Genomic DNA, 9497 nt, shown 5'->3' on the forward strand with positions numbered 1-9497 from the left:
GGCCGGAGCGAGATCCTCGCGGCTGGCGGGAGCTTCATCGTGCCGTCGGGCCTGGTGCACGGTGTCAAGGCGCTCGAAGCGGGGCGGCTGGTCGACAGCTTTGCGCCGCACCGGGCCGATTTCCTCGCCTAGCCAAGGGTAGGAGCAGGGAAGACCCGCGCCCCAAAAGAGGCGCGGGTTGTTGCCTGGGCGCTTGTGGCGCCGCGGTACTCAAGACATGACCGCAGATGTGAAGCCTGCCGCATCGTGGTGAACATCGGCTTAATGCGCCGTACAACCGAGGGCTGTCCTCTGTCAGGTGATATGCCGGAGCAGGCTAAAGATCCGCTCAGTGCGTTGGGCGCACGGTTTTTCGCGAACCGGGAGAGGAGAGCGCTGCCAAGGCGGCGTAAGCCCTGAGTTTAACGCGCAACCTGCCTACCGAAATCGGGCTTTCGGATGTGCACGGCATCCGGCGGGCGCGCGCCGATGGCCTCATCAACGACAGGTTCCTGCAAAGGGGCGTTGTGGTTGGATGACGGCTGCGCTACTCCAAAGCGTCACGCAGAGAGTCGTCTTGACCGGTTTCCACATCCTCTCCAATCCAGGAAATTCCAGCCCGGTGTCTGCCTGATGCTGATATCGGCGACGCGTATCTTGGCCATGGAACCCAAGCGGCGCGTTTCGCGCGCGGCCCAGCGGAATTGCGGATGAAGGGCGCTCACAGGGTTGAGGCTGCGTTCAGGGCGGCTGCGCGAAGGGTTATGCGGGAGTTTCTGCGGTTCGTGCCGCTGTCTCTGAGACAGCGCATGCAAAGACGCACATACGCACGCGCGACGCCCGCCAACAGAATTTTCATTTCGGGTTGCGCGCGCAGCGGGACGACGCTGACACAGCGGCTGATGAGGTGTTTCGAGGATATTTTCGTCCATCCGCCCGAAGCGCGATACACAATGCTGGACATGTTGGACCGGCCGGAATCGAACCTCGTCGTCAAGCGCGATGCGCGCGGTTTTGCGCATCTGGCGAAGCTACCTCCTTCCATCGGCTTGATCTATTGCGTGCGCCATCCATTCGACACGCTGACAAGTTCGCATCCACAAACACGCAACGAGCGTCGGTTCCACGTCACGCCGCATCGCTGGCTGGCCGAATACGACGCGCTGATCCGGCTGAAGAAGGCACAACCGAACCGACAGATCCTCTTTGTCCGCTACGAAGACATGATCGGCGCGCCCGATGCGCAGCAGGACAGGATCGCGCAGTCGTTCGGACTGACACCGCGCATTCGTTTCAGCGAGGATCCGGACAATCCGATCCGGGTGGCTTCGTTGAGAAAATGGGAACGGAATGAAGAATTCAGGACCTATCTCGGCAGCCTGCCCCCGGCATTTCTCGTCCACGTCCAGCGTTTCTGCGCCGAGTTCGGCTATGACATGCCAATAAGCACGCCGCCCGTGGACGCGCGGTGATGCAGGCACCGGCGGCCCTCGCGACAGAACAGCGAGATCCCAAGCGGCGCGTGCTGAAGGACGTGTTCGGCTTCGATGATTTTCGCCCCGGCCAGGCCGATGTCATGGACGCGCTGCTGGCTGGGCGTCATGTGCTGGCTGTCATGCCGACAGGTGCGGGCAAGTCGCTCTGCTACCAGGTCCCGGCACTGGTCCTGGGCGGGCTCACCATTGTCGTTTCGCCGTTGGTGGCGCTGATGCAGGATCAGGTCGCCGCCTTGCGGCTCGCCGGCGTGGCCGCCGATACGATCAATTCCTCGATTGACCGCGATGCCAATATAGCCGCATGGCGTCGCGTCGCCTCGGGCCAGACGCGCCTGCTCTATCTCGCGCCGGAGCGGCTGATGACCGAGCGCATGCTCGACGCGCTGGCCAGGCTCGATATCAGCCTGATCGCTGTCGACGAGGCGCATTGCATCTCGCAATGGGGGCCGGCGTTCCGGCGCGAATACGAGGACCTGTCGCGTCTGCGCGGCATCTTTCCCAATGTGCCGATCATCGCGCTGACGGCAACGGCGGACGAAGGCACGCGCACCGACATCGAATCCCGGCTGTTTGCCGAGCGCGTCGAGACCCTGGTGTTGGGCTTCGACCGGCCGAACATCAAGCTTGCCATCGAGGCCAAGCAGGACAGCAAGCGCCAGCTGCTGCGCTTCGTCGAGCGTCATCCCGGCCGCAGCGGCATCGTCTATTGCCTGTCGCGCAAGAAGACGGAGGAGATGGCGGCCTTCCTCGAGAAGAACGGCGTCACCGCGCTCGCCTATCATGCCGGCATGAGCAAGGAGGCGCGTGACGCCAACCAGAACAGCTTCATGACCTTGTCCGGTGTCGTCATGGTGGCGACCATCGCCTTCGGCATGGGCATCGACAAGCCTGACGTCGCCTATGTCTTCCACACCGACATGCCGGGCAGCCTGGAGGCCTACTACCAGGAGATCGGCCGCGCCGGCCGCGATGGGCGCGACGCCGAGGCGCATATGCTGTTCGGCCTTGGCGATATCCGCATGCGCCGGATGTTCATCGACGACGAGGATGCGCCGCCCGAGCACAAGAGGCGCTCGCATGGCCGGCTCGACACGCTGATCGGCTATTGCGAGACGGCGCAGTGTCGCCGCCAGGTGCTGCTCGGCTATTTCGGCGAGGAAGCGCAGCCTTGCGGCAATTGCGACACCTGCCTCGATCAGGCACCGCGCGCCGACGGCGGCGCGGAGGCGCGGATCATTCTGACGGCGATCGCGCAGAGCGGTGAACGTTTCGGTGCCGGCCATGTCATCGACATCCTGCTCGGCCATGAAACCGAGAAGGTGCTTGCCAGGACCCACCAGAGGCTCACGAGTTTCGGCAGCGGTCTGGCGCACAAGAAGGATTTCTGGCTGTCGCTGATCCGGCAGCTCGTCGCAGGCGGGTTCCTGATGCCGGATCCGGCCGGCCATGGCGGCCTCGCCATCGCCGAAAAAGGCCATGCGCTTGGCCGTGGCGAGATGCCGTTCCATTATCGCGTCGAGGTGCGCAGCCGCGCCTTGCGCAAGATGCGAGCGGCCGAGGGTTCGGGCATGAACGCCGAGGGCATCGATGCGTCACTGCTGGCCGCGCTCAAATCCTTGCGCCTGCGCCTCGCCAAGGAGCGCCAGGTGCCTGCCTATGTGGTGTTCTCCGACCGCACGCTGATCGACATGGCCGAGCGCCGCCCGCACGACCTCGACGCCTTCGCTGAAGTGAATGGGGTTGGGGCGGCAAAGCTGAAGGAGTTCGGCCAGGTTTTTCTGAGTGCGATTGCCGCGCACCAATCCGATGGCTCGTCCTGAGGTCAGATCAGCGACTGGTCACGTGCCCCAAGCGTCGGCCCGCCGGGCGTCAGTCGCGCGATACAGACAGCCCCGCGAGAAGCGGAGCGTACGCGGCGAGCCTGCGGGATACGAACTCGGTGAAGAGCCGCACCCGCTTCGTCTTGCGTGTCTCACCCTGGGTGAGAAGCCAGAGCGTTCCATGCATGTGCAGGTCGGTGCCCGGAACTCTCACCAGCAGGGGGTCGGCATCTCCGATGAAGCACGGCAGTGTCGTGATCCCGATTCCTTGCCGTACGGCAACGATCTGCGCCTCGCCGTCGGTGGTCCTGAACGGCACCCCTGTGGCGCGAACCTCGCCCTCGCGGGCCCACTCTGGAATTCCATGAACGCTTATGACGATCCATCGGATGGGATCAGGCGCGCCCGTACGCCATGCGGTTAGGCGATCGCGGGACATGTAGACGCCGCCGAAAACCTCCGGTCCCTTCAAGCCGTGAAGATTGAGCGGCAGGGTTTTGCGGTCGTAGACGACGCGGATCGCGACGTCGGCCTCTCGGTTGGTCAGATTTGCCAACTCGCCGGTCGACAGGATTTCCATCTCGATGTCGCGATGCAGACTCGCGAAGTCGGCGAAGTCCGGCATGAGCAGGTGTGTCGCGAGGGGCGGAGCCAGCGTCACCCGCAGAAGCCCGCGCACGCTCTGGTCGCGCCCGAAGACGCGCGTCTCCAGTTGGTGCGACGACGCTTCCATCTGGTTCGCGAGCTCAAGAACTTCCTCGCCCGCAGTTGTCAGACGGTAGCCCGACGGCAGCTTTTCGAACATTTGCGCCCCGAGGCGTTCCTCGAGCTGTGCGATGCGTCGCAGCACGGTCGAGTGATACACGCCGAGGCCCTCGGCGGCGGCCCGCACCGAACCTCCGCGCGCCACGGCAAGAAAGTAGCGAATGTCATCCCAGTCGATCATGGTGCAATCCGGCACCGCGCGGTGCGCCTTCCAAAGCCCGTATCTACCGCATCGTACAGAAGTACGGGCGGTCCTCATAGCTTATGTCAACAAGGGCGGCGCAATTCTGAATGGCAGACGCGGATCGTCGCGGCTGGCGTCAGCCCTGAAAGCGGATCGATTTTGCACCACCGATGTGCGCGCTTCCGCACTCAACAACTGACGGCGGCGGACCCATTTCGAGGTTCTCGGAGGCAGATGCTGTCTCGACACCACAAAAGGAGAAGTCATGGGAAAGCTTGAGGGTAAAGTTGCAGTCATCACGGGTGGTGCTACCGGCATCGGCCGCGCCGCGGCAAAGCGCTTCATCGAGGAAGGCGCCTTGGTCTTCATCTTCGGCCGCCGGCAGGAAGCGCTCGACGCTGCTGTGGCCGACCTCGGGCCCAACGCCCGCGCGGTGAAGGGCTCGGTCTCCGATCTGGCCGATCTCGACCGGCTTTACGCGGCGGTGAAGGCGGAGCGCGGAACCCTCGACATCGTCTTCGCCAATGCCGGGGCGGGAGGCCTGCTGCCGCTAGGCAAGCTCACCGCCGAGCACATTGACGAGACCTTCGACACCAATGTGAAGGGTACGATCTTCACAGTCCAAAAAGCGCTGCCGCTCATGGGCGAGGGCGGTTCGATCATCCTGACCGGATCGAGCGCCGGCACCACGGGCGCCCCCGCATTCAGCGTCTATAGCGCGAGCAAGGCGGCAGTGCGCAACCTCGCGCGGACCTGGGCGGAGGACCTGAAGGGCACCGGCATTCGGGTAAACGTGCTGTCGCCCGGGCCGACGGCAACCGAACTCGCGAAGGCAGCGATAGGCGAGGAGGGCTTGAAGGCCTTCGCCTCGATGAATCCGCTCCAGCGCATGGCCGATCCGGCGGAGATCGGGGCGGCGGCTGCCTTTCTCGCGTCGTCGGACAGCAGCTTCATGACCGCCAGCGAGCTCGCAGTCGACGGCGGCTTGGCGCAAATCTGACGCCCTACGCCCGGCCGGTCACTCCATTCGATATTTTGAGCCCGTAGGGCGTCGTAAACTGAAGGAGAATATCATGAGCTATGCAATTATTGGCTTCGGCAAGATCGGCCACGCTCTTGCCAAGGCGTTTGCCCGCAACGGCATCGAAGTGTCTATGGCAACCACGCGCGACCCGGAAAGCTTTGCAGCCGATGCGGCCGCGATCGGACCCACGATTATCCCCAAAACGCTGGCGGAAGCGATCAAGTCGGACATCATCTTTCTGGCGGTTCGTTTCGAGTCGCACCCAGATGTCGCGAAGGCTCTGTCCAGTTGGGAAGGCAAGACGATCATCGACGCAACGAACTTGTTTCCGGTCCCTGAAGAGCTGGATGGTCTGCCGTCCTCCGCCTTCGTCGCGAAGGCGTTCACCGGCGCCAAGCTCGTCAAGGGGTTCAATCACCTGATTGCGGCCACCCTGGCTACCGATCCGATCGTCGAGGGCGGGCACCGGGTCGTCTTTCTGTCGAGCGACGACGAGGACGCGATCGCCCCCGTGGCGGCCTTGGCCAGACAACTCGGGTTCGCACCGGTCAAGCTGGGAAAGCTCAACGAGGGCGGCGCACTGGTGCACGCGCGCGGCCGCACCTGGGGCCAACCGATCTTCCAGGATCTGTTCAAGAAGGAGCAGTAACCGATTTATCGTGCACCGACAGAGTGGCAGGTGTTCGGCGCCGGCCACATCGTCAGCATCGAGCCGAGCGCGCAAAGTGACGCGCTTGAAAGCGGCTTACATCTGCCTGGGATCCTTCGGCCGACATGTGCCGGCCACCCATGAATCGTAGTTGCAATAGCTGATGTCCCAGCCGGCATCGCGTCTTTTGGAAGTGGCCTCACGACCGCCCGCGCGGAAGGGTCCGAAGCCACCACAACTGCCGGTTTTCGGGTTGAATGGCGGAGAGGGAGGGATTCCCTTTCACCTCTATGATACTGAAAATACTAGTCTTTTCGCGCTTTTTGTTACACAGTTTGTTACACAGCTACAACTACGATTTATAACCGCTCTAAGCTCGCAGCTTTTGGGCTCGCCTGCCCAATCCATCCGATCTGTCGAAACCGATGGCTTGTAGGACACTCCCGCGTGTGTACGTTGGGGCTTGGGTCAGAAGGTGACCCACAGCAAAGACGGGAGCGCCGCAGCGCAAAAGATCTCATCGGTCAAGGAACAGATAGTGAAGTAGCCTGTGACAATCGGCGCCAGCATCACCTCCAAAGCCGACCAGGAAAAACCCGCAAAAAACGTCGCCCTCAGATACCCCGTCGGCAATGAATATGGGACCGAAGTTGCGCGGCAGATCGGGCGTTAGATGCCTTCATGACATCTGAACCTGAGCAGGCTCCTACGCCGCGAGCCGGCACATTTCCGAACGGAGTTTCGTCCGGCTGCGCAAAAAGGTGCCCTGTCGAGACTTACTTGTTGGCCAAATGGCTTAGCAGGGACGAACTCGTGAAGAGATTGATAATGCAACACTATCAGTCGTTGTGCTGATCCGACAGGCTGTGCGTTTTGGCACGAAAATCATGGCGAAAAGCGCACCGGCACTTTACTCTCCAAATTATGATTCGCCTCGATCCCGCGACCGCCAGCTCCTCTGCGCCGCCCTCCGTTCCCGCGTGGGCGATCACAAGCGCCGGCGCGCCGAGTGACGGCGACGCCGCCTTCCGGGCCGGCGCCGCCCTGGGTGCCCTCGACACGCTCGCCCGCGCGCAGGCAGCCTGGGCCGGCGCTTGGCGGCAGCGGCTGGCGGTTCGCTGCGCCGCCTCCAGCATGCGGCTCGCCGGCCGCGCCGAGGATGCGGCCGCCTTGCGCGATGCCTGGCATTTGCGTCCCCTACGTGCTGACCCCGGTCCCGCAGGCGCCGTCTTTGGCGCCTGGCGGCAGTTGGCCAGGCAGCCGCCCGCCGCTACGCCCGGCCGGCTCGGGAAGATACTCGACCAGCTTGGCCTCCATTGGGACGGCGCCGCGCTCGCCGACCTTTGCACGCAGATCGAAAAACTCGGGGTATCCCAGCGGTCGGCGCCATTCGACGCCGCGGCGATCGCCGCTGAGGTCGTCGCCATGCGTCCCGATGCCGAAGTCTTTGGCTGGTGGCTCGCCGACCTGGTACTGGCGCAACGCCTGGGCTGGCCGCAGCCCCTGCCGCTCCTAATGGCGCAGGGTTTTGGACCATCTTTCCGCACCGAGGCCGGCGGTGGCCGGCGCATCCGGCCCGGGGACAAGAATTTTGAGCGGGCGGTTTGCATCGCGCTCGTCGCGGCCGCCGCGGACGCTTGTCGGTTGGCCGCCGAGCTGTCGCGCCGGGCCGAAAAACTCCTGGCGGTGGCGCCGAAACTGCGCGCCAAAGGCGCCGGCGACGTAATCTTTCTGCTGCTCAGTGAAGACGCCGTGTCCGGATCGCTGACGACGGACAATCTGTCGCGCTTTGCATCGCGACGGCTGTTCGAACGGCTGCAGCAACTGGAGGTCGTGCGCGAGCTCTCCGGCCGCCCCACATTCCGGCTGTTCGGGCTGTAGCGATGAGCGAAGCGTCCGCCCGCCGCAAGCCAAACGATCAGCCGGCGCTGCTCGACACCGAACTGGAACATCTGCCGCCGGAGCTGCGCTGGTGCGAATGGATGGCCCGCGTCGAAGCGGTGATCTTTGCGGCAAATGAACCGGTGACACGTAGTGTCCTCGCGCGGGTGGTGGGAAAAAACTGCAATATCGAGCTGATCATCGACGACATTCGCGCCGAACTCGCCGGCCGCCCTTACGAGCTGGTCGCGGTCGCCGGCGGCTGGCAGCACCGGACCAAAAAGGTTTTTGGCGACGCCATTCACGCAGCCTTCGGCACGGCAGCGGGCGAGGGAGCAAAAGAACTGTCGCAGGCGGAGGCGCTTGTCTTGATGTGCATTGCCTATTTCCAGCCGATCACCCGTGGCGAGCTGTCGAGCTTTTTCGGCAAGGAGGTGTCACGTGACCTGATCGGCGTGCTGCGCGCTGAGCAGCTGGTCGCCTCGGGGCCGCGCAGCCCGCAGCCGGGCGCGCCCTACACCTATGTGACGACCAAAACTTTTCTGTCGCAGTTCGGGCTCGACACGCTGCGCCAGCTGCCGGATTTCGAGGCGCTCGAGGACGCCGGGCTGCTGTCGAAGGAGAAGCTGCTGGATCATCCCAGGGTTTGCAGATATCGACGATGATGGCGCCAGCGCCGCGCTCGACGAATAGATGATCCCATCACGGCGGGACACACGCGATCTCGCCGCTCGTCACATAGAAGATTGCGCCACGCACGCCGTCTGGTCTCGCCGGCTGGGTCCTTCGCGTGACGGAAGGGAGGTGGCGGCACGCGTCCGCTTGTCGATGAAGGATAAGCGAACAGGCAATTGATCGAGCCTGGTCGCACATGTCGATCACCATTGAGAGCTCTCGAAGGGAGAAAGTTCAATTGAACCACGTCTACCTTGAGCTTCTCGCGACGATTGAGGCGTTAAGATCCAGCCCATCGGGGCGACCATTCAGACGCTGATGGACAAGGTTCGCGACCTTTCACAGACGATCAAAGCCCTGAAAGACGATCTCCACCAGACAGCCGGCTATGGCCTGCTAAGAACCTAGCCAGCCGGCGAGTGCCCATCCCGGCCATTGTCAGCGAGGCGGCCATCCCAACAAGATCGCCTTGCCGCCACCGCCAATGGCGGATGCTGACAGCAGCGCCATAAGAACGCCAACGTAGATGGGGAAGATCATCCTCGGGCTATTCGTCCTTCCAAATGACAGTCTTCCCCCGAAAATCCCAATGAAATTTGAGGTTGGCTTTCAGTACCTCGGTGGGGATCCTCGGCTCGATCGCTGTGTGGAGAGCGTTATACGTTTCTCGGCAGAAGCTCGGCGGCGGGACATTCAGCTTGTACCCCGACGGGTACCTAAAATCTTGCTGAGAATTCATCAGGTCAAGGTTGTTGGCAATCATCTTCACGTTCCCAATCGGCGGCATTCCTAGGGCCACTGCGGCTTCGTAAATGTCCTCGATCTTGTGACCGAAGCCGAGCCGGAGACCGCGTTTCGACACGCCCTTTGAAGCTAGATACGCTTTCAAGAGGAGTTCTAGGTGTGAGCTTTCGAGAGGTTGTCCATTCGGACCGGACCGAGGAGACTGGAGTTACCACGCTTCAGCATCCATCGGAGGGTCCGAATGAACATCCACAAGAATGCCCGTCTCACACCGCTGCGT

At 63.0% G+C, this 9497-nt stretch carries 7 protein-coding genes and 1 pseudogene; 7 read left to right on the forward strand and 1 reads right to left on the reverse strand.

Going from position 1 to position 9497, the window contains the following annotated elements; all coding sequences use genetic code 11:
• From EOA16_RS33415 to recQ, 3 genes and pseudogenes are all read left to right on the forward strand, one after another.
• Positions 1–132: pseudogene (locus EOA16_RS33415) on the forward strand (cupin); the annotation flags it as partial.
• A 557-nt stretch (positions 133–689) separates the two neighbouring features.
• Entirely contained in the window at positions 690–1451 is a 762-nt protein-coding gene (locus EOA16_RS30370; RefSeq protein WP_127261436.1) for a sulfotransferase, read from the forward strand.
• Positions 1451–3295: a DNA helicase RecQ gene (gene recQ, locus EOA16_RS30375; RefSeq protein WP_127261431.1), complete on the forward strand. Its 1845-nt coding sequence runs from the start codon at positions 1451–1453 to the stop codon at positions 3293–3295. The genes EOA16_RS30370 and recQ overlap by 1 nt, the downstream gene beginning before the upstream one ends.
• Positions 3296–3344: 49 nt before the next feature.
• Here recQ and EOA16_RS30380 read toward each other — a convergent pair whose 3' ends face one another.
• Positions 3345–4241, reverse strand: a complete 897-nt coding sequence (locus EOA16_RS30380) for a LysR family transcriptional regulator (RefSeq protein WP_127261432.1) — start codon at positions 4239–4241, stop codon at positions 3345–3347.
• 268 nt (positions 4242–4509) lie between these two features.
• On the opposite strand from EOA16_RS30380, the gene EOA16_RS30385 reads away from it, so the two are divergent.
• From EOA16_RS30385 to EOA16_RS30405, 4 genes are all read left to right on the forward strand, one after another.
• Positions 4510–5244 (forward strand): SDR family oxidoreductase, encoded by a 735-nt coding sequence (locus EOA16_RS30385; protein WP_127261433.1) that lies wholly within the window; start codon positions 4510–4512, stop codon positions 5242–5244.
• Positions 5245–5317: 73 nt separating this feature from the next.
• Positions 5318–5917 (forward strand): NADPH-dependent F420 reductase, encoded by a 600-nt coding sequence (locus EOA16_RS30390; RefSeq protein WP_127261434.1) that lies wholly within the window; start codon positions 5318–5320, stop codon positions 5915–5917.
• A gap of 924 nt (positions 5918–6841) precedes the next feature.
• On the forward strand, positions 6842–7798 hold the full coding sequence (locus tag EOA16_RS30400) for a DUF1403 family protein (RefSeq protein ID WP_063169437.1): 957 nt from the start codon (positions 6842–6844) through the stop codon (positions 7796–7798).
• A 2-nt stretch (positions 7799–7800) separates the two neighbouring features.
• Positions 7801–8463 (forward strand): SMC-Scp complex subunit ScpB, encoded by a 663-nt coding sequence (locus EOA16_RS30405; protein WP_063169436.1) that lies wholly within the window; start codon positions 7801–7803, stop codon positions 8461–8463.
• The last annotated feature ends 1034 nt before the right edge of the window (positions 8464–9497 follow it).

The organism is Mesorhizobium sp. M7A.F.Ca.US.008.03.1.1, from assembly GCF_003997495.1.
Taxonomy (GTDB): domain Bacteria; phylum Pseudomonadota; class Alphaproteobacteria; order Rhizobiales; family Rhizobiaceae; genus Mesorhizobium.

Bases quoted from the DNA above. Each gene is read 5' to 3' on its own strand.
- EOA16_RS30390 (WP_127261434.1), top strand. From the start codon at position 5,318: ATGAGCTATGCAATTATTGGCTTCGGCAAGATCGGCCACGCTCTTGCC.
- EOA16_RS30405 (WP_063169436.1), top strand. From the start codon at position 7,801: ATGAGCGAAGCGTCCGCCCGCCGCAAGCCAAACGATCAGCCGGCGCTG.
- EOA16_RS30370 (WP_127261436.1), top strand. From the start codon at position 690: ATGAAGGGCGCTCACAGGGTTGAGGCTGCGTTCAGGGCGGCTGCGCGA.
- EOA16_RS30380 (WP_127261432.1), bottom strand. From the start codon at position 4,241: ATGATCGACTGGGATGACATTCGCTACTTTCTTGCCGTGGCGCGCGGA.
- recQ (WP_127261431.1), top strand. From the start codon at position 1,451: ATGCAGGCACCGGCGGCCCTCGCGACAGAACAGCGAGATCCCAAGCGG.
- EOA16_RS30400 (WP_063169437.1), top strand. From the start codon at position 6,842: ATGATTCGCCTCGATCCCGCGACCGCCAGCTCCTCTGCGCCGCCCTCC.
- EOA16_RS30385 (WP_127261433.1), top strand. From the start codon at position 4,510: ATGGGAAAGCTTGAGGGTAAAGTTGCAGTCATCACGGGTGGTGCTACC.